Source organism: Massilia putida (genome assembly GCF_001941825.1).
Taxonomy (GTDB): domain Bacteria; phylum Pseudomonadota; class Gammaproteobacteria; order Burkholderiales; family Burkholderiaceae_D; genus Telluria; species Telluria putida.
In genome coordinates this window covers 908,731-931,883 of sequence record NZ_CP019038.1, presented here as the reverse complement: position 1 = coordinate 931,883, position 23,153 = coordinate 908,731, and the positions used below count along the sequence as shown (strand labels likewise).

17 protein-coding genes are annotated in these 23,153 nt (G+C 68.0%); 10 read left to right on the top strand and 7 right to left on the bottom strand.

What is annotated here, in order from left to right:
- The first annotated feature begins 21 nt into the window (after nt 1-21).
- On the top strand, nt 22-1,188 hold the full coding sequence (locus tag BVG12_RS06435) for a 4-hydroxybenzoate 3-monooxygenase (RefSeq protein WP_075791702.1): 1,167 nt from the start codon (nt 22-24) through the stop codon (nt 1,186-1,188).
- Here the strand turns inward: BVG12_RS06435 and BVG12_RS06430 are convergent.
- From BVG12_RS06430 to BVG12_RS06420, 3 genes are read right to left on the bottom strand one after another with little or no spacing between them, the layout of a single operon-like run.
- Nucleotides 1,170-2,066 carry a nucleoside hydrolase gene (locus tag BVG12_RS06430; RefSeq protein ID WP_083684674.1) on the bottom strand — a complete coding sequence of 299 codons (897 nt, stop codon included), beginning with the start codon at nt 2,064-2,066 and terminating at the stop codon, nt 1,170-1,172. The two genes, BVG12_RS06435 and BVG12_RS06430, sit on opposite strands and share 19 nt — an antisense overlap.
- Complete coding sequence (locus BVG12_RS06425) at nt 2,063-5,404, bottom strand: glycosyl hydrolase (protein WP_075791701.1); 3,342 nt, start codon at nt 5,402-5,404, stop codon at nt 2,063-2,065. The genes BVG12_RS06430 and BVG12_RS06425 overlap by 4 nt, the downstream gene beginning before the upstream one ends.
- A gap of 2 nt (nt 5,405-5,406) precedes the next feature.
- Complete coding sequence (locus BVG12_RS06420; RefSeq protein WP_075791700.1) at nt 5,407-7,716, bottom strand: TonB-dependent receptor; 2,310 nt, start codon at nt 7,714-7,716, stop codon at nt 5,407-5,409.
- 260 nt (nt 7,717-7,976) lie between these two features.
- On the opposite strand from BVG12_RS06420, the gene BVG12_RS06415 reads away from it, so the two are divergent.
- The 6 genes from BVG12_RS06415 to BVG12_RS06390 all read left to right on the top strand — a co-directional run bounded on the left by BVG12_RS06415 (nt 7,977) and on the right by BVG12_RS06390 (nt 14,476).
- Nucleotides 7,977-9,137, top strand: coding sequence for an MFS transporter (locus BVG12_RS06415; RefSeq protein ID WP_179966254.1), 1,161 nt, complete (start codon nt 7,977-7,979; stop codon nt 9,135-9,137).
- A 330-nt stretch (nt 9,138-9,467) separates the two neighbouring features.
- On the top strand, nt 9,468-10,817 hold the full coding sequence (locus tag BVG12_RS06410; RefSeq protein ID WP_083684671.1) for a glycoside hydrolase family 1 protein: 1,350 nt from the start codon (nt 9,468-9,470) through the stop codon (nt 10,815-10,817).
- A 94-nt stretch (nt 10,818-10,911) separates the two neighbouring features.
- Nucleotides 10,912-12,153: an amidohydrolase family protein gene (locus tag BVG12_RS06405; RefSeq protein WP_218921048.1), complete on the top strand. Its 1,242-nt coding sequence runs from the start codon at nt 10,912-10,914 to the stop codon at nt 12,151-12,153.
- 9 nt (nt 12,154-12,162) lie between these two features.
- The gene (locus BVG12_RS06400; protein WP_075791699.1) at nt 12,163-13,059 is read left to right on the top strand and encodes an alpha/beta hydrolase; all 897 of its coding nucleotides are present in this window, start codon (nt 12,163-12,165) and stop codon (nt 13,057-13,059) included.
- A 93-nt stretch (nt 13,060-13,152) separates the two neighbouring features.
- Nucleotides 13,153-14,142: a LysR substrate-binding domain-containing protein gene (locus tag BVG12_RS06395; RefSeq protein WP_075791698.1), complete on the top strand. Its 990-nt coding sequence runs from the start codon at nt 13,153-13,155 to the stop codon at nt 14,140-14,142.
- 34 nt (nt 14,143-14,176) lie between these two features.
- Nucleotides 14,177-14,476 carry an antibiotic biosynthesis monooxygenase family protein gene (locus BVG12_RS06390; RefSeq protein WP_075791697.1) on the top strand — a complete coding sequence of 100 codons (300 nt, stop codon included), beginning with the start codon at nt 14,177-14,179 and terminating at the stop codon, nt 14,474-14,476.
- Nucleotides 14,477-14,484: 8 nt separating this feature from the next.
- On the opposite strand, the gene BVG12_RS06385 is transcribed toward BVG12_RS06390, so the two are convergent.
- Nucleotides 14,485-15,300, bottom strand: a complete 816-nt coding sequence (locus BVG12_RS06385) for an IclR family transcriptional regulator domain-containing protein (protein ID WP_156895561.1) — start codon at nt 15,298-15,300, stop codon at nt 14,485-14,487.
- Between the two features lie 132 nt (nt 15,301-15,432).
- On the opposite strand from BVG12_RS06385, the gene BVG12_RS06380 reads away from it, so the two are divergent.
- Genes BVG12_RS06380 through pcaF form a run of 3 tightly spaced genes read left to right on the top strand, consistent with a single transcriptional unit; the run spans nt 15,433 to nt 17,966 of the window.
- Nucleotides 15,433-16,098: a 3-oxoacid CoA-transferase subunit A gene (locus tag BVG12_RS06380; protein WP_075791695.1), complete on the top strand. Its 666-nt coding sequence runs from the start codon at nt 15,433-15,435 to the stop codon at nt 16,096-16,098.
- Nucleotides 16,095-16,748 (top strand): CoA transferase subunit B, encoded by a 654-nt coding sequence (locus BVG12_RS06375; RefSeq protein ID WP_075791694.1) that lies wholly within the window; start codon nt 16,095-16,097, stop codon nt 16,746-16,748. The genes BVG12_RS06380 and BVG12_RS06375 overlap by 4 nt, the downstream gene beginning before the upstream one ends.
- Nucleotides 16,749-16,763: 15 nt before the next feature.
- On the top strand, nt 16,764-17,966 hold the full coding sequence (gene pcaF, locus BVG12_RS06370) for a 3-oxoadipyl-CoA thiolase (RefSeq protein WP_075791693.1): 1,203 nt from the start codon (nt 16,764-16,766) through the stop codon (nt 17,964-17,966).
- A 1-nt stretch (nt 17,967) separates the two neighbouring features.
- Here the strand turns inward: pcaF and BVG12_RS06365 are convergent, their stop codons facing one another.
- From BVG12_RS06365 to BVG12_RS06355, 3 genes are all read right to left on the bottom strand, one after another.
- Nucleotides 17,968-19,077, bottom strand: a complete 1,110-nt coding sequence (locus BVG12_RS06365; protein WP_075791692.1) for an alpha/beta fold hydrolase — start codon at nt 19,075-19,077, stop codon at nt 17,968-17,970.
- Between the two features lie 187 nt (nt 19,078-19,264).
- Nucleotides 19,265-20,734, bottom strand: coding sequence for a glucose-6-phosphate dehydrogenase (gene zwf / locus BVG12_RS06360; RefSeq protein ID WP_075791691.1), 1,470 nt, complete (start codon nt 20,732-20,734; stop codon nt 19,265-19,267).
- 710 nt (nt 20,735-21,444) lie between these two features.
- Nucleotides 21,445-22,512, bottom strand: coding sequence for a LacI family DNA-binding transcriptional regulator (locus tag BVG12_RS06355; RefSeq protein ID WP_075791690.1), 1,068 nt, complete (start codon nt 22,510-22,512; stop codon nt 21,445-21,447).
- Nucleotides 22,513-23,153 lie beyond the last annotated feature (641 nt).

The following is a 23,153-nucleotide window of genomic DNA, read 5'->3' as shown; positions in this document are numbered from 1 at the left end:
CTATTTTTCAAGGAGACGAATATGCGTACCCAGGTCGCCATCATCGGCGCCGGCCCGGCCGGACTGTTGCTGTCCCATCTGTTGCACCGGCAGGGCATCGAGTCGATCGTGCTCGAGACCCGCAGTCGCGACGAGATCGAATCGACGATCCGTGCCGGCGTGCTGGAGCAGGGCACGATGGACATCCTCAACGAGACGGGCGTCGGCGCCCGCATGCGTGCCGAGGGCGCGCTGCACCACGGCTTCGAGCTCGCGTTCGACGGCCGCCGCCACCGCATCGACCTGACCGAACTGACGGGCAAGTCGATCACCGTGTATGCCCAGCATGAAGTCATCAAGGACCTCGTCGCGGCGCGCGACGCGGCCGGCGCGCAGATGCTGTTCGGCGTGCGCGACGTCGCCGTGCACGGCGTCGAGACCGATCGACCTTATGTCACGTTCACGCAGGACGCCGAGGCGCAGCGCATCGACGCCGACTTCGTCGCGGGCTGCGACGGCTTCCATGGCGTCACGCGTCCCGCGCTGCCGCAGCAGGGCCGCAACGATTACCAGCGTGTGTATCCGTTCGGGTGGTTCGGCATTCTCGTGGAAGCGCCGCCGTCGGCGCCGGAACTGATCTATGCGCGCCACGACCGCGGCTTCGCCCTCGTCAGCACGCGCTCCCCGACCGTGCAGCGCATGTACTTCCAGTGCGACCCGAAGGACAGTGTCGACAACTGGTCGGACGACCGCATCTGGGCCGAGCTGCACGCGCGGCTGGAGAATCGCGACGGCTGGCGGGTCACGGAAGGGAAGATCTTCCAGAAGAACATCGTCGCGATGCGCAGCTTCGTCTCGACGCCGATGCAGTCGGGCCGCCTCTTCCTCGCGGGCGACGCCGCCCACATCGTGCCCCCGACGGGTGCGAAGGGCATGAACCTGGCCGTGTCCGACGTGCGCCTGCTGGCGGCGGGCCTGGACGCCTTCTACCGCCGGGGCGAGACGGCGCGCCTGGACCGCTATACGGACGACGCGCTGAAACGCATCTGGCGCGCCGAGTACTTCTCGTGGTGGATGACGAGCATGCTCCACACGTTCGCCGACGCGTCGCCGTTCCAGCGCGAGGTGCAGCGCGCGGAACTCGAGAACGTCGCGAACTCGCGCGCGCTGGCGACCGCGCTGGCGGAGAACTACGTCGGCGCCTTCTGATCCAGGCGCAGCAGCGCGACGAGGTCCGCGTAGTTCAGGCGCGGATCGAGCGAATGCGCCATGCGGACCTCGCGCTCCTTGACGCGGCGCACCGTGAAGGGCGTCGCCGCCGGGTCGAATGCCGTTGCGGTGACGAGGGGGCTGTCGCCGAACGTCAGCGTGCCGCCCGGCTGCACGAACGGCGGCAGGTGGCGGTACCGGTCGTAGAGCCAGCGCGCGAGCGGCGACGCGGCTCGGAAGCCGGCGTCCAGCTCCGCGACGGAGACCTGGAAGCGCCGGTATTCTTCGACTGGAATCTGCAGGATGGGGATGCGCGTGTCCTCGAACACGTAGCGGGCCGCCGCGAGGTCGGTCATGAGGTTGTACTCGGTACCCGCATCGTCGGCCGCCGACCCGCCGATCCACACGAGCCGCATGCGCGTCGCGATGTCGGGCCGCAGGCGCAGCGCGGCGGCGACGTTCGTCAAGGGCCCGCCGCACGTCAGGACGAGGGGTAGCGGGTCGTCGCGCAGGGCTTCCGCGACAATCGCCCGCGCCGCGCCCGCGTCGTCGCCCGCGACGATGGGCGGCCGTGCGGCCGGCCGCACGAAGCGCAGCAATTCGCCGGCAAGGCGCGCGCCGGCAGCCGCCGTGCGGCCGGCGTCCAAGCCGGCCAGCGCCGCCAGCTTCGCGTCGAGCGGGGACGTCGTGACGAGCACGGTGCGCGTCGTCGGTGCCAGCAATTGGTGCGCCAGCGCGACGAGGCCGTCCGGATCGCCCGCGAAATCGTTGTCAACGATCACGCGGGCCAGCGGGCGCTGGACGATGCCGGCAGGGCGGCCCGGCGCATGCGCCAGGGGCAGCGCCGCGAGACAGCCCAGCAGGTGGCGCCGCCTCACCGGGGCACCTCGAGCGTGACGGGGCCGATCAGGCCGGACGGCCGCAGCGGCGCGTCCGCCTTGTACGTGGGCGCGGCCGTGAACGCGACCTTGGCGGCGCCCGGTTGCGCGTCGCCGATCAGGCGGTTCACCCACAGGTTGGCGACCCTGACCTCCACCGTGTTCGTGCCGGCGACGACGAGGGCGTCCACGTCGACGGCATACGGCGGCTTCCACGCGATACCGGCCGGCTTGCCGTTGACGATGACGTCGGCCACGTCGCCGACCTGGCCGAGATCCAGCTTGAGCGGCGCGCCGGGCTTGACGCCGGACGGCAGCGTGAACGTCGTCCGGTACACGGAGATCCCCGAAAAATACCGGACCTGCGGGTCGCCGCTCGCGGCCAGGGACCCCGGCGCGCCGTGCGCGATGGCACCGGGCGCGCCGAGGCCGTCGAACCGGATCGTCCAGTTCCCCGCCAGCGTGGCGACGGGCGACCAGGTCGTAGGCGTGACCGTCACGGCGCGTGCGGTGGCCGGCCGGCGGAACACGACGAACACGGATTCGTTCGCGCCCAGCGCCAGCGGCACCACCGTCCCGTCCTGGTCCGTGCGGTAGCTGGCCGGCTCGGCGCGTCCCGTGTCCGCGTGCCAGAACTCGGCCGCCTTGCCGCGCACGTTGAAGCGGGCTTCCGTGTGCATTGGCTGCGCGGAGCGGTTGGCGACGAAGTACAGGTCGCCGTCAGCCAGCCGCCGATGCACGAACGGCAGCGGCGCGTCGCCGGCCGCCGCATGGCTGAAGTCCGGCGCCTGGCCGACCCGGGACAGCGCCGCTTCCACGTCGCGGCCGGCGATGACGCGGCCCTTGCCGATACGGGTGACGGGCGCGCCGCTCCACATCGTCCTGACGAGTGCCGCGAACGCGGCCGGGTCGTCGGCCAGGCCGGGTGCGGCGACGGGTGCCGGTCCGACGATCGTCGCGCCGTCGGCAGCCAGCGCGCGCACGCGGCGCAGCGTGGCCAGCGTCATGCGGCTGCTCGATCCGCCGAGGTACAGCACGCGATAGCGCGCGCCGCCGGCCGCCACCAGGTCCCCATCCTTGACGGACAGCCGGTGCAGCACGGCGTCCGCGTTGACGAAGTCGTAGGCGTAGCGGCGCGGCGCGTCCGCCGGCTGGCCGTGCTTGTACAGGGCGACGAGGGGCGCCTCCTCGCCGTAGAAATACGCGACGTCGGCATAGAAGCGACCCTGCTGCAGCAGATAAGCGCTCCGCGCCATGTAATCGACCCACGGCCGCGCCATGCCGGCCCACGTCTCGTTGCGGTTGAAGTACTGGCCGAAGATCGCCAGCGACAGCCCGGGCTTCTTGTCGTCGTCCAGCGGCTGGTGCACCGACGTGTGGATGACGGGCAGGTTCACGCCGCTGGCGAATTCCATGTCGATCATGGGCCGCAGGTCGGCGGGCGCGAATGCCCACGGGGCCATGGCGCTCGTCAAGGATTCGGCTGCGACGAGATTTTGACCGTACACATGCGCGACGGAGGCGGCGCCGCGCATGTCCGCGATGGCCATCGGGTTCGGCCCGAATTCGGGGCGGTACGTCCACATCGCCGCCATCGGCACGTTCGCGTGGCTGCGCATCGCCATGTCGTCGCCGAGCGTGACGCGGGCGCTTTCCAGCGCCTCGCCGTACACCTTCAGGCCATGCTCGCGCGCCACCGTCGCCACCGTGCCATAGTGCTCGCTCGCCAACAGGTCGGCGAGGGTGCGGCGGTAGTCGTACAGGAAGGCGTCCGTGCGGGCGCGATTGCCGATGACCACGCCCGTCAGTGCAGGCAGCCATGGACGCGCGTCGTAGCCGCGCAGCCGCTGGAACTGTTCGAGCAGGCGCGGCGTCCAGTTGGACGATCCCACTTCGATGCTGTCCGTGACGAGGGCACGTACGCCATGCGCGCCGATCAGGTCACGGCCGGCCGCCTGCTCGTACTTCGCCAGATAGGTTTCCAGGTAGGTGCGGACGGCCTTGCCATCGTATTTGTCGACCTCCAGGCCCGTCGCTTCCGGCGTGGCCGGATGGTTTTCCGTGCCGGTCAGCGACCAGCCGAGGCGGACGATTTTCCACGTGCCGGCGGGCGGTGTCCACGCGAGCGTGCCGTCCACGCGCAGCTTGTCCGTCAGGTCGACGATGGCGTCCGGGTCGACGCCGGGTTCGCGCGGATCGAGCCCGGCGTCCAGCGCGTAGTAATCGTCGGCCGTCGCGAAGCCGGCCTTGGTCTCGAACTGGTTGACCTTCGGTTCGGCCGACAGGAGCAGTGTCGCCAGGCGCAGTTCCTTGGCCTGCCCGATGGACCCGAACGCGCCCGTGTCGGCGCCCGGCACGGGCATGAACTGCGGATTCGGCGCGGCCGGCCGCGCGCTGACGACGACGCGGAAGTGTGCGGCCGTCACGGGCGCGAAACCGGCGCTCGCGGGCACAAGGGCCAGCGGCAGGTCGACCACCTTGCGCCACATCGTGGCGTCGTCGCTCGCTTCCAGGGCAGCCGCATAACCGGCGCCGTCGAACATCGAGGCCGCGCCGGGCGCGAAGATCGTGGCGGAGCGGATGGTCTGCGGTGTCGGGTAATCCAGCGTGATGACGACGGGGCGGTCGGCCGCCGGCGCGGCGAGGTCGGCGACCGCGTCTTCACCGAGCGTTGCCAGCCTGTACGCATCGAGCGATTGCGCGCCCGCATGGACCGCCGGCGCCGGCAGCGCGGCGCGCGTGGCGGGATACGCGTAGACGGCGATCTCGCCACCAGTGCGCGCGAGCTTGTCCCGGCCCGGACGCTGGCCCATGATATCGGGCTGGACGAACAGGTCCTGGAACGGCCCGGTCGTGCGCGGGACGGCGGGCAGCGTCACCGCCTGGCCGCCCTCGACGGTCGTCTCGCTCCACACGACTTTCTTCATGCCGTCCTCCGGCCGCACCCACGGCCCGCCCGTCTCGCTCCAGCCGGGCGACGCCGCGATGCCGAATTCCAGGCCGTTCCGTTCCGCCTGCTGTGCGGCGAAGCGGAACGCGTCGGCCCAGCCGGGACTCATGTACGGCAGCCGCTTGGGCACCAGCTGCGGCGTCATCATCTCGGCGTCGAAGTTCTGCAGGCCGCCGAGGCCCGAGCGGGCCATCCAGGCGATGTCCTTGTCGATGCCTTCCTTCGTGATGTTCCCGTTCAGCCAATGCCACCAGACGCGGGGACGGGCGCTTTGCGGGGGCTGCGCGAAGCCGGACGCGATCGGATCGCCCGCCCAGGCGGGTGCGGACAGGCAGGCGAGGGCGGCGGCCAGGGCGATGCGGCGCATCGCGTGGATGTGCGCTGCCATGGTCAGAAGCGGTAGTCCAGCGTCACGCCGATGCGACGGAACGAATTCTCGCCCAGGCTGTACGCGAAGCCCGAACCGGCGCCCTTGCCGGGCAGCGGATAGATGATGGCGTTCGGCACGCGCTTGTCGCCCAGGTTGCGGTCGTACAGCTCCACGCCCCATTTGTCGTCCGGCGAACGCAGCGCAAGACGCAGCGAGGCGACGGAATGGCCGCCGTAGCCGCATTCCGTATCGAACGTGTTGCAGAACCGGACGCGGCTCTTGTAGACGATGTCGCCACCCAGTTTCAGTTCATAGTCGCCCGGCAGCGACCAGCTGTAGTCGCCGTTCAGCGTGGCCTTGTTGCGGGGCGAGTACAGCAGGCGCTGGCCGCCGACGTTGGCGTTGTCGAACGTGAAGCCGGCCGGGTAGGCGGTGTCGAGGATCATCGCGACGGACAGCCCCAGCTGCAGTTCCGGCAGCGGGCGGGCGCGCACGTCGGCCTCGATGCCCTTGCTCGTCACGTTCGGCACGTTCAGCGGAATGCAGGAGAGTGCGCCGACGGCCGTCAGCGTACAGTTCTGCTCCTGGAAATCCTTGATCTTCGTGTGGAACGCGGCCACGTCGACGTCCAGGCGGCGGTTCAGGAACGACATCTTGGAACCGATTTCCACGCTGGTCGGCAGCTCGGGCTTGACGATGTTGCCGGCGAAGTTGCCGGCTGCGGAGGCGGCATTGATCGGCGTATCGTTGTCGATCTGCGGGCCCTTGTAGCCGCGGCTGAGCGTGGCGTAGACGTTGACGTTCTTCGAGACCGTGTGCTGCAGGCCGATCTTGCCCGAGACGTTGGACTGGTTCGCGCTGCCGCTGGCCGCCTTGACGGAGGCCGGCAAGGCGAAGCCGTCGAACGCGACGACGCTGGATTGCGACTCGTCGGCCGTGACGGTGTCGCGGGTGTAGCGCAGGCCGGCGATGATGCCGGTGGCGTCGGTCACGTGGTACGTCGCCTGACCGAACAGCGCCTTCGTGGTGAGCCGGGCGTGCTGGATCGCGTCGGTCGCGATCGAGCGCGGCACGGGCGGCGAAGGCAGGAAGGTGCTCGGCAGGATCGTCGTGGTGGAATCCTTGTCGTTGTGCGAGTCGGCGTAGAACAGGCCGCCGACGTAGTCGAGCGCTTGCTTGCCCGGCGAGGCGATCCGCAGCTCCTGCGAGAACTGGCGCGCGTCCTGGTGCGGATTGAAGTTGTAGACCTTGTCGTACGTGTTCGACATGCCGATGTTGACGCTGTCCGGGCCCTGCTTGCGCGTGCGGTAGGCGGTGATCGACGTCAGCGTGTCGCCGCTGCCGAGCGTCCAGTCGACCTGGCCGGACAGGCCGCGCACCTTCGAATGCTGGATTTCCGGACCATCCGAGCACACCTGGTTGTTGGTCTTCGAGACCGTGACGCCGCACGATGCGAATTCCGCCGCCGGATGATGGTTGCCGGCGGCGTTGGTCGCATACGCCACCGATGGCGCGAAGAACACGGCGTTCTCGTTGCGCTGGTTCGACGCGTCCGCGATCAGGTTGACGCTGACGTCGCGGTTCGGCTTGAGCAGGTAGCGCAGGCGCGCGCCGCCGTTGTTCGTCACACTGTCCTTGTCGGTCAGGACGTTGTGATAGACGCCCTTGTTGCGCTCGGCCACGGCGGCGATGCGCAGTGCCGACATGTCGTTCAGCGGGACGTTGCCGGTGGCGCGCACGGCTTCGCCATGGTCGCCCTTGAATTCGACCTGCACATTGCCGCCACGGTCGCCGATGATCGGTTCCTGCGTCGCCATATTCAGAACGCCTGCCGAGGCGTTCTTGCCGAACAGCGTGCCCTGCGGCCCGCGCAGCACTTCGACGCGGGCGAGGTCGAACATCAAGCCGCTTGCGGTCGCACCCTGCGGCACGCCGTCGACGACCACGCCGACCGAGCTTTCCGCCGATTGCGTGAACACCGCCGTGCCGATGCCGCGGATCGATGCGCTGCCGCCGGCGCCGCCGGTCGACTGGTCGCCGAATTCGAGCGACGCCGCCGTCTTGGCGAGGTCGCCGATGTCCTTGACGCCGGCGCGTTCCAGCTGCGCGGCGTTGACGACCGTGATGGCGACGGGGACTTCCTTGATGCTCTGGCTGCGCTTTTGCGCGGTGACGACGACGGTCTCGATGCCCTTTTCGATCTTCGCGGTCGCATCGAGGCCGGCGCCGCTGTCGGCGCTCTGGGCGAGGGCGGGGTTCCAGATCGCGGCGAGGCTCATGGACAGGACGGTCAGCGAACCGAGCGTCGACGGGGTACGGGGTGCTTGCATATTGTCTCCTGATGTTTGCCGGTCACCGGACCGGCATGGTCGGGCCGGTCGGTGCCGGCCTGTTGTCTCGATGCGAGTCGAGTATAGGTACGCACCTCATCCATTCCAAAGCCGTATTCCGTGATACCTGCTATCGACGTTCGCGGGTCATGATCAACCGGCTGATCGATCGGAATCGCTGATACGTCCTATCGAAACTCTGGCCTTAGCGATTGCGGGACGCGCTGCTATCGTTTTCAAAAAACACGAAGGAGACATCCATGCACATCACCCCGGAGACGGGGCGCGGCCGCGCCACGCTCATGCTTTGCCATGTCGCCGGTATGGTCGACCTGGTCGCGCTGCCCGTCTGGGTCGGCACGCTGGCCCAGCACTACGGCTACGACCTGGAGCACGCCGGCATGATCGTCACCGCATTCCTGTCGGGAGCGGTTGCCGCGAGCCTCGCGGCGGCGCCGCTGTATAACAGGCTGCCACGCGCCGCCTGCGCCTTCGGGGGCTATGGCATCGCGGCGCTGGCGTTCCTGGCCGCGTCGCACGTGTCCGGCTTCGGCGCGCTCGTGCCGCTGCACCTCGTGGCCGGCATCGCGACGGGCACCGCATTGTCGGTCACGCACGGTACGATCGGTCGCAGCGCCAACCCGCACCGCCTGTTCGCCATGGCCGGGACGTCGCTGGGTATCGGCGCGGTGATCTTCTATGGTGCCGTGCCGCCCGTCGTGGCCGCGTATGGCGGCTCGTTTCTGTTCCTCGTGTTCGCCGGCCTGATGGGCGCGGCGGCGCTGGCCTGCACCGTCGGTTTCCCGCGGGTAGCGACCGGCGGTCGTGAGCGGGCCGCGGCGGCCCCGCTGCCGCGTGCGGCATGGTGCGCGATCCTGGGCGTGGCGTGCATGGCGCTGAACCAGGCGCTCACGTTCAGCATGCTGGACCGCATCGGCGTGCTGCGCGGCTTCGGCCAGGACCGGGTCAACGGCCTGCTCGTCGTGTGCGGCCTCGTCAACCTGCTGCCCGCCGCCGTCGCGGGCCTCCTGCAGCAGCGCCTGAATCCCGTGCGGGTGGCGCTCGTCGCGGCGCCTGTGCAGGCGGCGCTGGCGTTGACCGTCACGCTGTCCGCCGACTTCCTGCCGTATGCGCTCGCCGGCGCCGTGTATCCCGCCGTGCTGATTTTTACGCACACATTTCTGTTCGGCCTGATCGCCCGGCTGGACCCGAGCGGCCGCGCGCTGGCGTCGACGCCGGCGATGATGATGACCGGCTCCGCGATCGGTTCCGCGCTGGCCGGCTCGGTCGCGATGCGCGCGGGCTTCGGCGGTCAGGCGCTGCTGGCCGTGGTCGTCGGCACCGCCGCCACGCTGTGCTTCGCCTTCGTGGCGCGCCGTGCTACCGCGCAGGCGCCGGCGGCCGCGCCCACCCGTCAATGAAGGAGGTCACCATGTACGAACCCATCAACCTCACCCTGGGGCAGGCCAACGCGATCATCGAGGCAGCCCTCGCGGCGGCGCGGGCGCGCAGGACGAGGCGATCCGCACGGCCGGCGTGAGCGCGGCGGGACTGGTGCCGCATGAGCGCCATGCACCGCCCCGGCCGCGCTTGCGGTCTCGAGGTGCACGCCCACGCGATCCCGCGCGGCCGTCGTCCGTCCCGGCCACGACGTCTACGGCGAGGCCGACGATGGTCCTGCGCTGTACGGCCTCGCCGCGCGTTTAGCCTATACGCTGTCATCAACATAACAACATCACTAAGGAGACACCATGGATCACCAAGAACACGATGCCCGCCGCCGCACCTTGCTGGGATTGGGCACGGCGCTGGCCGGCGCCGCACTGCTGCCGGCGGGCGCCGCGCGTGCCGCCGCCGCGCGCGGTCCGTTCCCGCAAGGCTTCCTGTGGGGCGCCGCGATCGCGGGCCATCAGGCCGAAGGCGACAATGTCGCGAGCGACGCCTGGCTGCTGGAAAACATCCAGCCGACGGAATTCAAGGAGCCGTCCGGATCGGCCGTCGACCACTACCGCCTGTACGACCAGGACATCGCGACGCTCGCATCGCTGGGCCTCAACACCTTCCGCTTCTCGATCGAGTGGGCGCGCGTGGAACCCGTGGAGGGCATGTTCTCGGTGGCCGCGCTGGAGCATTACCGCGACGTGCTGCTGTCCTGCCGCAAGCATCGGGTCAAGGCGATGGTCAGCTTCAACCACTTCGTCACGCCGGCCTGGTTCGCGGCACGCGGCGGCTGGGAATCGGACGATTTGGCGCAGCTGTACGCGCGCTACTGCGACAAGGTGGCGCGTCACCTGGGCGACTTGATCGATGTGGCGACGACGTTCAACGAACCGAACCTGCCGCGCCTGTTGTTCGGCATTCCGGGACCGCTGTCCGGCATGGCCGACAACCCGCGCATGAAAGAGATGCTCGCGAAGGCGGGCCGGCTGGCCGGTACCGGCAGATGGTCGTCGTGGATCTTCGGCGACTTCGCGAAGATCGAAGCGGGCCTGCTGCGGGCACATGCCGCCGGCTTCCAGGCCATCAAGGCCGTGCGCCCGCAATTGCCGGTCGGCTTTTCGATCGCGATCGCGGACGACCAGGCCGTCGACGGCGGCGAGGCGATGGTCGCGCGCAAGCGCGCCATCGCGTACGAGCCGTGGTTCCGGGCGATTTCCGAACACGGCGATTTCATCGGCGTGCAGACCTATACGCGCGAATTGATCGGGCCGGACGGCGTGCGTCCCCCGCCGAAGGACGCCAGGTTCACGTCGGCGCACATGGAGTACTACCCGCAGGCGCTGGAGGCGACGATCCGCTACACCGCGCATCGCGTGAAGCTGCCGGTGTACGTGACGGAAAACGGTATATCGACTGACGACGATACCCAGCGCATCGCGTACATCCGCACGGCCGTGGACGGCGTCGCCAACTGCCTGAAGGACGGCATCCCCGTGAAGAGCTATATCCACTGGTCGCTGCTCGACAACTTCGAGTGGATCTTCGGATTCGGCCCGCACTACGGCCTGATCGCGGTCGACCGCGCGACGATGAAGCGTACCGTCAAGCCGAGCGCGCGCGTGCTCGGGAAGATCGCGCAGGGGAACGGCAGCGCGGCATGAAGCGGCGATAGCAGGTATCGCCAAAATAGGCTTTGGTCGGACCATTTCAGCCGATAAGCTGACCCTATCTGAACGAACAACAGGGAGACACAACGTGGGCGGTATCATTTTTGAAAACGTAAGGATCTTCGACGGCAGCCAGATGCGCCAGGGGACCGGCGCGGTGCGCGTGGAGGGCAACCGCATCGCCGAGGTGGCGATCGGTGCGCGCGGCATCGCGGCGCTGGCGGGCGACCGCGTCATCGACGGCCAGGGCGGCACGTTGATGCCGGGCCTCGTCGAAGCCCATGCGCATCTGTCGTGGCCCAGTTCCGTCGAACGCTTCGTGCCCGGCATGGCGCTGCCGCCGGAAGACCTCGTGCTGACGACGGCCCGCAACGCGCGCATCCTGCTCGACCACGGCTTCACGAGCGCGTATTCGGCCGGCGCGCTGAGCAAATCCGTAGAGACGGTGCTGAACACCTTCATCACGAGCGGCGGCATGCCGGGGCCGCGCCTGGTCGCGTCGTCGATCGAGCGCGAGCCGGTGAGCATCGAGGAACTCGATCCGGGCAAGGTGGCCGAGCATGGCCGCGGTCCCGCTGCCGTGCGCGCGTTCGTGAAAGAGTGCGCGGCGATCGGCGCCAAGTCGGTCAAGTTCCTGCTGTCGGGCGAGGATGCGCTGATGCCGGGCGCGTCGCAACAGTTGATGTACACGCAGGAAGAGGCCGACGCCGCCGGCGAACAGGCACGCGAATCGGGCGTCTGGCTCGCGTGCCACGCGCAGGCCTCAAGCGCCGTCAAGATGGGCTTGCGCGCGGGCTTCCGCGTGCTGTACCACTGCACGTACGCGGACGAGGAAGCGCTGGACCTGCTGGAAGCGAAGCGCGACGAGATCTTCATCGCGCCGGCCATCGGCATCATCCAGGCCACGCTGGACGCGGCGCCGCCGCCGCACTTCGACATGAGCCACATGAAGAAGAGCGCGGCAGAGGTGCTGGACCTGCAGAAGAAGCTCGTGCCGGAATTGCGCCGGCGCGGCCTGCGCGTGCTGCCGGGCGGCGACTACGGCTTTCCGTTCAATCCGAACGGCCGCAACGCGCGCGACCTCGAACTGTTCGTCGATCTGCTGGGCTTCACGCCCGAGGAGGCGCTGTCCGCCGCGACCTTGCAGGGCGGGGAACTGATGGGCATGGGCGACGAACTGGGACAGGTGAAGCAAGGCTTCCTTGCCGACCTCCTGCTCGTCGACGGGGACCCGACGCTCGACGTGACGGTGCTGCAGGACCGCAAGCGCCTGCGCGCCATCATGAAGGACGGGCGCTTCCACAAGGACCCGGCGCTGGCCGCGCTGTAAGGAGAAGCGATGACGCTGACTGACAAGCATGCGGAGATCCTGCGCGCCGTCCGCGCGGCCGGCCCCGTGATCGACCCGCCGGCCGCCAAGGCGCTGTACGCGCCGCTGCTGGCCGACATGCCGCGCGGCCGCGAACCGCTGCGCGACATCGCCTACGGCGCCGATGAACGGCATCGCCTGGACGTGTACCCGCCCGTCGACGCGGCGGGCAGGACGCCCGTCGTCGTGTTCCTGCACGGCGGCGGCTTCATCCGCGGCGACAAATCGGACCGGGAAGCCGTCGGCCATTATTTTTCGCGCCACGGCGTGCTCGCCGTGCTGCCGAATTACCGGCTCGGACCGCGCCATCGCTGGCCCGCGGGCGCGCAAGACGTGGCTAGCGTGCTGGCGTGGGCGCGCGCCAACGTGGCGGCGCATGGCGGCGATCCGGATCACATCGTGCTCGCGGGTGAATCGGCCGGCGCGGCCCATGTCGCGGCCGCCACGCTGATCAAGCGCTTCCATCCGGCCGAAGGGCTGAAGATCGCAGGCGCCTTCCTCGCGTCGGGTGTGTACAACGCGGAACTGGAATTGCTGGCGCGCGCGCAGCTTGGGATCGCGACGCCGGATCCGCGCAACGAGGCCTATTTCGGCACCGACTTCGAACGCTATCGCACGATGTCGACGGTGGCGCTGATCGACGCCGCGCCGTTCCCGCTCGCGCTCACGTATGCGGAACTGGACCCGGTGCAGATGCAGGCGCAGGCCGGCGAATTGTTCGCGCGGCTCGTCACGCGCCACGGTTTCGCGCCGCGCATTGGCGTGATCGCGAATCACAATCATCTGAGCCAGGTATATGCGATCAACAGCGGCGACGACGCGCTGGCCGGTCCTCTGCTGGCCTTCGTGCGCGCACCGCGAGCGTAGCCAGCGCTTTTTTTGGATGACAGTCGCATGAAAACTCCATACAGTGAAGGATAAAACGGCTGCCCGGGCCACACGATAACAAGGAGACAACCGATGCGATTCAACCGCCTGGACCTGAACCTGCTGCTGGCGCTCGACGCGCTGCTGGAGGAACAGAACATCACCCGCGCGGCGGCGCGCGTGAACGTCAGCCAGTCCGCCATGAGCGGCATGCTGGCGCGCCTGCGCGAATTCTTCGAGGACGACCTGCTCGCTGCGGTCGGCCGCAACATGGAGCTGACGGTCCTCGGCAAGCAGCTGGTCGGCCCCGTGCGCGACCTGATCCTGCACGTGCATGCGACGGTCGGCATCCGCGTGACGTTCGACCCGGCGCGCGAGACGCGCTGCATGAAGATCATGGTGTCGGACTACGCCACCGAAGTGTTCCTGAACCAGGTGGTGGCGCGCGTGCTGCGCGACGCGCCCAATATGACGTTGGAACTGGTGCCCCTCGCGGACGACGCGGCGGAGAAGCTGCGCCGCGGCGAGAACGATTTTCTGATCATCCCGCGCAACTTCCTCGATCCCGAGCATCCGCAGCGCACGCTGTTCGAAGACCACTACTGCGCCGTGATCTGGGAAGGCAACACGCACGTGGGGGACGTCCTCGACGCCGCCACGTACGAACGCCTGTCGCACATCGCGCCGATGCTAGGCCGTCCGCGCTCGCCGACGATGGAAGAACTGCTGCTGCAGGCGCAGAACGTCAAGCGCCGCATCCGCGTGATCACCAGCGATTTCTACAGCATGGCGACGGCGCTCGTCGGCACGGACCTCGTCGCGACGATGCACACGCGCCTCGCGCTCGCGTGCGCGCGCCGCCTGCCGATCCGCGTGCTGCCGCTGCCGTATGATCTGCCGCCGCTGGCCGAATGCCTGCAATGGCACCGCTTCCAGGAAAACGATCCTTGCCATATCTGGCTGCGCGGGATCATGCTGGAGGTCGCACGCGGCCTGCCGACGAATGCCGAGCTGCCGATGGCGCCGTTCAGTTTCAATTCGATCGAGACGGGGCGCGGCGTCACCGGGCTGTCGGTGGCATAATCGGCCACGTCGAACTCTAACGAAAGGAAACACGATGGTCGTGGAAAGCGCGGAAATCCTGGTCAAGGCCGGCATGGAAGAACAATTCGAAGCGGGCGTGCGGGCGGCAGGCCCGCTGTTCCGACGGGCGCGCGGCTGTCAGGGCATGCGCCTGCAACGCGGCGTGGAAAATCCGCGCGCCTATCGCCTGCTCGTGGACTGGGAGACGGTCGAGGACCACATGGTCCACTTCCGCGAGAGCGACGATTTCCAGGAATGGCGCCGTCTCGTCGGGCACTGCTTCGACGGCGCGCCCGTCGTCAGCCACTTCGCGGCCGCCGTCGACGGCTTCTGATAGCCCCGTCAGGGCAGCAGCATCGCCAGTTCCTGCGCGCCCTGGCGCAGGACCGGCAGGAATTCGTCCACCATGCGCTCCGGCGTCACGCGCGCCGCGTGCGCGCCCACGTTCAGCGCCGCCAGCACGCGGCCCGAGGCGCCGCGCACCGGCACGGCGATCGAGCGCAATCCCAGTTCCAGTTCCTCGTTGTTGACGGCATAACCGTCGCGGCGCACCTGCGCCAGGATCTCGCGCAGCCGGGCCGGATCCGTCACGGTGCGCTCCGTCATGGGCGTCAAGGTCGTGCGCGCCAGGTAGGCGTCCAGCTCGTCCTGCGGCAGGTGCGCCAGCAGCACGCGGCCCAGCGAGCTGCAATACGCGGGCAGGCGGCTGCCGGCGGTCAGCGACACCGACATCACGCGCGACGTCGCCGCGCGCGCCACGTACAGCACCTGGTCTTCTTCGAGCACGGCCAGCGAACTCGATTCGCCCAGCGCCTTGCTGACGCCGTTCAGGCAGGGCTGCGCGGCGGCCGTCAGCGGCGTCGACGACAGGTACGAGTATCCCAGCGTCAGCACTTTCGGCCGCAGGCTGAAGTTGTTCAGTTCCGCGTCGACGTAACCGAGCTGCCTGAGCGTGTGCAGGCAGCGGCGCACGGCCGCGCGCGGGATGCCCGTCTGCTGGCTGATCTGGGCGATGGTCTGGGGCTTGCGCGAGTCCGCGAACGCGCGCAGCACGGCCAGGCCGCGGGCGAGCGACGTCATGAAGTCCGGATCGGCGAGGGCGTCGATTTCTTCGGCAATGCTGCGCGGGCCGGCTGGGGTTGCTGTGTTGGATGACATGTCGGAATTGTAATCGATGGCGGTGGGGCGCCAGGAAGCGCTTGACGGGCGGCGCGGGGCGGGCGTACACTTTTTGTGCGGTAGACGAGCACTTGTTCGATAATCGCACATCTGAGCCAAAAGGTAAAACCCATGATCGACAAAACCTGTGAATCGCTGGAGCGGGCCGTGGCCGACATCCACGATGGCGCCACCGTCATGATCGGCGGCTTCGGCAATGCGGGCATGCCCTCCGCCCTCATCGACGCGCTGATCGCCCACGGCGCGCGCGAACTCACCATCGTGAACAACAATGCCGGCAACGGCGACACGGGCCTGGCCGCCCTCATCAAGGAAAAGCGCGTGCGCAAGATCGTCTGCTCGTTCCCGCGCCAGTCCGACTCCTGGCATTTCGACGCGCTGTACCGCGCGGGCGAGATCGAGCTGGAATTGACGCCGCAGGGCAATCTGGCCGAACGCATCCGCGCGGCCGGCGCCGGCATCGGCGGCTTTTTCACCCCGACCGGCTATGGCACGCTGCTGGCGGAGGGCAAGGAGACGCGCGTCATCGATGGCAAGAACTATGTGTTCGAAACGCCGATCCACGCCGACTTCGCGCTGATCAAGGCGCTGCGCGGCGACCGCTGGGGCAATCTCGTGTACCGCAAGACGGCCCGCAACTTCGGCCCGATCATGGCCATGGCCGCGAAGACCACCATCGCGCAGGTCGTCGACATCGTGCCGCTCGGCGAGCTCGATCCGGAAGCGATCGTCACTCCCGGGATCTTCGTCCAGCGCGTCGTCAAGGAGGCAGCATGAGTACCACCCGTTATACCCGCGACCAGATGGCCGCTCGCGTCGCCCAGGACATCCCGGAGGGCGCCTACGTCAACCTGGGCATCGGCCTGCCCACGAAGGTCGCCAACTACCTGCCGCGTGAACGCGAAGTGTTCCTGCACAGCGAGAACGGCCTGCTGGGCATGGGCCCCGCGCCGGCGCCCGGCGAGGAAGACGAAGACCTGATCAACGCCGGCAAGCAGCCGGTGACCCTGCTGACGGGCGGAGCGTACTTCCACCACGCCGACTCGTTCGCGATGATGCGCGGCGGCCACCTGGACATCTGCGTGCTCGGCGCCTTCCAGGTGTCGCACACGGGCGACCTGGCCAACTGGCACACGGGCGCGCCGGACTCGATTCCCGCCGTCGGCGGCGCCATGGACCTCGCGATCGGCGCCAAGCAGGTGTTCGTCATGATGGAGCACCAGACCAAGACGGGAGACAGCAAGATCGTCGAGCGCTGCACGTATCCGCTGACGGGCATCGGGTGCGTGAGCCGCATCTATACCGACCTGGCCGTGCTCGACGTCACCCCGCAGGGCCTGCGCGTGCGCGAGATGGCGCCGGGGCTCACGCTGGCCGACCTGCAGGCCGTCACCGCCGCGCCGCTGCTGGCGCCCACGAACGATTAAGACTGGAGAACGAACATGACCGACGCATTCATCGTCGACGCCATCCGCACCCCCATCGGCCGCTACGGCGGCGCGCTGAAGGACGTGCGCGCGGACGACCTGGGCGCCATCCCCATCCGCGAACTCATGCGCCGCAACCCGGACGTCGACTGGTCCGACATCGACGACGTCATCTACGGCTGCGCGAACCAGGCCGGCGAGGACAACCGCAACGTCGCGCGCATGTCGGCGCTGCTGGCCGGCCTGCCGCAAGAGGTGCCGGGGTCCACCGTCAACCGCCTGTGCGGCTCGGGCCTGGACGCGGTGGGCATCGCCGCGCGCGCCATCAAGAGCGGCGAGGCGCGCCTGATGATCGCGGGCGGCGTCGAATCGATGACGCGCGCGCCGTTCGTGATGGGCAAGGCGGAATCCGCGTTCTCCCGTAACGCGAACATCTACGACACGACGATCGGCTGGCGCTTCCCGAACCCGCTGATGCACAAGCTGTACGGCACGGATGCGATGCCGGCGACGGCGGAGAACGTCGCGGACGACTACAAGATCTCGCGGGCCGACCAGGATGCGTTCGCGCTGGCGAGCCAGGCGAAGGCCGCGCGTGCGCAGCACGACGGCACGTACGAAGCCGAGATCGTGCCGGTCTTGATCCCCCAGAAAAAAGGCGATCCGGTCCGGTTCGCGAAGGACGAGCATCCGCGCGAGACGAGCCTGGAAGCGCTGGCGAAGCTGAAACCCGTGGTGCGGGCGGACGGCACGGTCACCGCCGGCAATGCGTCGGGCGTGAACGATGGCGCGTGCGCACTGCTGCTGGCGAACGCCGAGGCGGCGTCGCAATACGGCCTCACGCCGCGCGCCCGCATCATCGGCATGGCGACGGCCGGCGTGCCGCCGCGCGTCATGGGCATCGGCCCGGCGCCCGCCGTGCAGAAGCTGCTGCGCCAGACCGGCATGACCCTGGATCAGTTCGACGTGATCGAGTTGAACGAGGCGTTCGCGTCGCAGGGCCTGGCCGTGCTGCGGCTGCTGGGCATCGCCGACAACGATCCGCGCGTCAATCCGAACGGCGGCGCGATCGCCCTCGGGCATCCGCTCGGAATGAGCGGGGCGCGGCTCGTCACGGCCGCCACGTACCAGTTGCAGCGGACCGGCGGGCGGTTTGCCCTGTGTACCATGTGCATCGGCGTGGGGCAGGGGATCGCGGTGGCGATCGAGCGGGTGTGATTCACGCGGCGGGGACGTCGTTCCCGTCCAGCCAATCGAAAATCCGAGGCCAGATGCGCGCATGCGCGTTGCGCCCCACCAGCACGCCCACGTGCTGCAGGTTGACGCCGACGTCGCCCTCGTAGTCCAGCACCTGCTTGCGCGGGCTCGACGTCGCGTCGTGGAACGGGATCAGGGCGTCAGGCGGAATCAGCTTGCTGCGCGGGTCGACCACGGAGACCAGCGGCGACGTCAGGTCGCACGGGCCGATCGTGCGGTTGCCGATCGCGAGCTTGCCCTGCATGAAGGCGTCGTGGCGGTACAGCGATTCGACGATCTCGGTGAACAGCCGGCCGGGCAGCGGGAATTCGTCGTGCGTCCAGCGCTCCACGCGCATGTGCGTGACCATGGCTTTCGGGTCCGTCATCGACAGCCAGCGGTCGGTCCAGCGCTCCCACTGGAACGCCTGCGGCTCGGCCATCGCGCTCATCATGTTGAGGAAGACGCCGGGCACCTGGCGGAACGTGTCGGCGATGGGGCGGGCGTGCGGCGTCGCGTCGATCAGGCGCGCGAAGCAGCTCGACGCCGGCGTGAAGTGCAGCGGCGATTCCAGCAGGATCGTCGCGCGCACGGCATCCGGGTGCAGGCAGCTGTGGATGGCGGTCAGGATGCCGCCCAGCGAATGGCCGGCGAGGACGACCTGGTCCGGCCCGCCGTCGGCCGCGATGGCGCGGCGGCAGGCGGCCAGCAGGTGGTCGCCGTAGTCGTCCAGGCCGAAATGGTCGTGGGTGTCGGGCAGCGCCACCCATTCGGCCAGGTAGACCCGGTAGCCGTGCTCCAGCCAGCGCCGCACGACGCTGACCTCGGGCGCGAGGTCCCAGATGTAGGGGCGCTTGATGGGCGCCGGCACGATAAGCACGGCCGGGCCGCCGTTCGCGGTAATGTCGGCCGGCGCGCCGTAGCGGCGCACGTTCAGGCCGGGTTCCGTGTGCAGGACCGTCGAGGGCGTCTGCTGCGGGCCGTAGCCGGCCCGTTCCAGCATGTCGCCGCGCGCCCGGCGGCTGCGGTCCATATTCTTGAGGGCTTGCGCGCCGAGCGTGCCCATCGTAGCGTTCCAGTTGCTTGCCTGCATGGCGATTCGTCCGAGGTCAGAGTGGAAGACATCGCACTTTACGCCACCTGCCCGCCGGCTCCAATCGCGCGCGAATGGAATACTGCTTGCGTTTGCGAAGCATTAAAACAACGGCGTGGTCGATGCTTGCAGGCTATTGTGCACGATTCACACAGGCGGCGGCGCACGTCCGCCGCCCAGGTCGTGCTTACTCGACCCAGCTGTGGCCGTCGCGCGCGAGCAGCGCGAACGACTCGGCCGGACCCCACGAGCCGGCCGCGTACGGATGCGGCTTCTCGTCCAGCGTCTGCCAGCCCGCGATGATCGGATCGGCCCATTCCCACGCGGCTTCCAGTTCGTCGCGGCGCATGAAGTGGGTCAGGCGGCCGCGCACGACGTCGATCAGGAGGCGTTCATACGCTTCGGCGCGGCGCTGCTGGAACGCGGATTGCAGGTCGAGGTTCAGCGCGACCTGCTGCATCTCCATACCGCTGCCGGGCTGCTTGGCCATGATCTGCAGCTTGATCGCTTCTTCCGGCTGCAGTTCGATGACGAGGCGGTTGGCGATGGCGCCGGCCGTCTGGGGGAACAGCGGGAACGGCGGATTCGCGAACTCGACGACGATCTTCGACGAGCGGCGCGCCATGCGCTTGCCGGTACGCAGGTAGAACGGGACCTTGGACCAGCGCCACGTGTCGATGAAGGCGCGCAGGGCGACGAAGGTTTCCGTCTTGCTGTCCTGCGGGACGTTCTTCTCTTCGTGGTAGCCGGGCACTTCCTGGTTGCCGGAGACGCCGCGGATGTACTGGCCGCGGATCGTGTCGCGCGCGATGTCGGCCAGGGTCATGCGGCGCAGCGAGCGCAGCACTTTCAGTTTTTCGTCGCGCACGGCGTCCGGCGACAGCGACGTCGGCGGTTCCATCGCGACGATGCACAGCAGCTGCAGCAAGTGGTTCTGGACCATGTCGCGCATCGCGCCGGCGCCGTCGTAGAAGCCGGCGCGGCTGCCGACACCGACTTCCTCGGCGACGGTGATCTGCACGCTGGAAATGTTCGGCGCGCGCCACAGCGGTTCCAGGATCGAGTTACCGAAGCGCAGCACCATCAGGTTCTGCACGGTTTCCTTGCCCAGGTAGTGGTCGATGCGGTAGATCTGCGATTCGGCGAAGTGGCGGCCGACGTCTTCGTTGATGGCGATCGCGGACGCGAGGTCCGTGCCGAGGGGCTTTTCCAGCACGACGCGGGCATGGGCGTCGACGAGGTTGCTCGCGGCCAGCTTGTCGCAGATGGTGGTGAACAGCGAAGGTGCCGTCGACAGGTAGAACACGCGCTGGGCGCCGGCGCGCGAGGCGCGGGCCAGCGCGGAGAAATCGGACGCGGCCTGCACGTCCAGGCGCACGTACTCGAGCAGTTTGAGGAAGCCGTCCCAGGTCTTCTCGTTGAAATTGCTGGCGGCGATGAACGAGCGCGAATTCGCCTCGATGTGGGCGAGATAGGCTTCGCGGTCGAAGTCCTGGCGCCCGGTGGACAGGATGCGCGTCGTCGGCGCCAGATTGCCGTGCAGGAAGGCCATATACAGGGCCGGCAGGAGCTTGCGCATCGCAAGGTCGCCCATGCCGCCGAAGATGATCATGTCGAGGGGGAGGCCGTTGTCTGCTTCTGTCGAGTGGGTCTGCATGTTGTTCTGAATCTTCGAAGTTGAGGTGGTTGCCCGGTACGCATTACGGTCCCGGCGGGGACGCATTGCCGGGCAGGGCATGACGGATGCAACCCGCTGCGGACCCGTGTGTCGGGGCGGCCAGCGTGCGGCGGCGGACGTTGCGGGCCGGCTTATGGCCGGGCGGCGACGCCGCGGTCGGGCGGGATGGGGGCGCCTGTGTCCTGGAACAGACGATTGTACACCGGGCCGGCGTGGTTGCCGGCAAGGGGCTGCGCGGGCTGGCCGGCCCCGCGCTGGCTATATCAAAATGTGATAACAAATGGCGAATAAATGATGGGCGGTGCATGCGGCGGCGCATTAACATGGTGACTCGTGCGGTGGCGTGGTGGCCATCAGCACGGCCTCGACTTACTTACTCTCGATATCACTTCAGGGCGCCCTCGTGGCGCCCTTTTTTTTCGGTGCCGGTCCGTGGGCGATGCGCGTTCCGTCATGCCGACGTCCTCCGCCCAGCCGCCCGATGCGCCTGCCTGCGCGCCGCTGCGGGTGCCGCGCGCGGCATCGAACGTATAGCGCACGCCGCGCGGTTCGACGTTCGGGGCGGCGCGAAATCGCACATCCATGGTTGTCCTTGTCGTTGGTACGCCAAGGACGTAATTTAACTACTTAAATGCAGCCAAGTAAAGCTTTGCTTTAAACGAGCGGGTGTCAAGGTCGAGGTAATTTTATTACGCGCTGTCCCGCTCGACGATGGTGAAGCCGATATCGCGCACGACGTCGGTAACGGGCGTGCCCGCGATGCGGTCGATGAGGAACTGCGCCGCGATCTGGCCCATCCTGCGGCCGTCCAGGTGGACCGTCGTGAGGGCCGGGTACATCTCGGCCGCGAACGCCTGGTCGCCGAGGCCGACGACCGCGAGCCGGCCGGGAACCTCGATGCCGAGCTTGTGCGCTTCCGTGAGCACCCCCAGCGCCACCATGTCGGAGCTGCAGAATACGGCGTCGATGCCGGGATCGGCCGCCAGCAATGCGCGCAGACCCGCCCGGCCTCCCGCCGCCGTGCCGGGCGCGGGGATCGTGTGGAAGGGGACGGTGCCGTCCGGGCCCTGCATGTCCAGGCGTACGGCCGCCTGCGCGAAGGCGCGGTTGCGGCGCTGGGCGCGCTCGTCCGAGGCGCTGATCACGGCCACGCGGCGCCGTCCGCGCTGGGACAGGAATTCGGCCACCGCCTGGCCGATATCCTCGTGCGAAAAGCCGACCAGCATGTCGGCCGGCGTGGGCGTCAGGTCCCATGTCTCGACGAGGGGGATCGCGCTCGCCTGCAGCCGGCGCCGCCCCTGCGCGGAGCGCATGATGCCGGCGAGGACGATGCCGTCCGGCCGGCGCCCGATGATCGCTTCCAGCAACTCGTCCTCGCGTGAATTCTCGTAGCCCGACTGGCCCAGGATCAGCTGATACCCGGCGGCGGCGAGGCTCTCCGTCAGCGCCTGGACGGTATCGATGAACACGGAGCCCGCGATGGTCGGCAGGATCGCCGCGACCATGCGGCTCTTCGTCGACGCCAGGCTGCCCGCCAGCAGGTTCGGCACGTAACCCGTGCGTTCGATCGCGGAGCGCACTTTCTGCACGAGGTCGGGCGAGACCTTCTCCGGGGAGTTCAGCACGCGCGACACCGTGATCGGCGCGACGCCCGCGACGCGCGCCACGTCCACGAGCGTGAGGCCGCCTTTCGTGCGGCGTGTGCGCTTGGGTGGCTCCGCCGGCGGGTCATTCCCGAGATTCTGAAAATTTGTCATGTCTTTTATTGCGCTCTCCTATTTGGATGGGATCGCGTATCGAAATGAATCAATTGGACTCTACGTCGTCTCATGCGTAGCGACAAGATACCATTTCATTTTTCCGCAAATGCTCGCCGGAAGCCTAAATCGTTTCCCGATTTATGCTCAGATTTAATTGATTGCGCTACCAAATGAGTGTTTCGAATTTGGCTCGCCGTCGAATGTCGTCTTATTGGAGAAACGGCGCCAATATCGGATATCACGTATCGGCGTGCTAGCGCTATCACGATTACGCTCAGTTCGTTTGCCTGAGGTAACGTAACGAACGCCTGCGAACCGCTGCGATCTTGCCGCAACCACGCCTGTCGGCGCCGTCGCAGCCGCCTCCCGCGCCGTCGTACGGCTCTGCCGGATCGGTTGTTTCGGTCGTGTCCCATTCAATTGCCCTTTCCGCGTTCCGCATCGAGTCCGCACGCCGATCTCACGCGTTGGCGGTTTCCGGACGAATTGTCGACCTATAAATTTTCAGCATAGTTTTTTTCAAAATATATATATACGTACGATGTTAGCGTACAACAGTGATGTTATGAGGTTTGACAAAAATCACGCTAAATAACTACACTCATGAAAACGATTACATAGCCCTAACGACTACGACG